The sequence below is a fragment of the Anaerofustis sp. NSJ-163 genome, assembly GCF_024135845.1.
Classification (GTDB): domain Bacteria; phylum Bacillota; class Clostridia; order Eubacteriales; family Anaerofustaceae; genus Anaerofustis; species Anaerofustis butyriciformans.
Window position 1 is genome coordinate 1 of sequence record NZ_JAMYJV010000011.1, and the last position, 518, is coordinate 518.

General features: G+C 39.2%; 1 protein-coding gene. It reads right to left on the bottom strand.

Annotated features, from left to right (window positions below; genetic code table 11):
* The coding region (locus M6G78_RS10245) for a GTP-binding protein (protein ID WP_253230322.1) at positions 1-518 on the bottom strand (518 nt) is incomplete at both ends.

Genomic DNA, 518 nt, shown 5'->3' on the forward strand with positions numbered 1-518 from the left:
TCTGTATCTCTTACTGGTTCTGGAATGTAGTTGTCTACTTCTTCCATTAGTTCTAAGATTTTATCTCCCCATTCGCTTGATGGATCTTCTAATGCTTTTAATGCTGATCCGATTACGATTGGTGTTCCGTCTCCATCGAATTCATATTCGTCTAGAAGTTCTCTTACTTCCATTTCTACTAATTCGATTAATTCTTCATCATCTACCATATCTGCTTTGTTTAAGAATACTACGATGTATGGTACGTTTACTTGTCTTGCAAGTAAGATGTGTTCTCTTGTTTGTGGCATTGGACCATCTGCTGCACTTACTACTAAGATTGCTCCGTCCATTTGTGCTGCTCCTGTGATCATGTTTTTAACGTAGTCAGCATGTCCTGGGCAGTCTACGTGTGCGTAGTGTCTTTTTTCTGTTTCATATTCTACGTGAGCTGTTGAGATTGTGATACCTCTTTCTCTTTCTTCTGGTGCTTTATCGATGTTTTCGAATGCTACTGCATCACCTGTTCCTAATCTTTC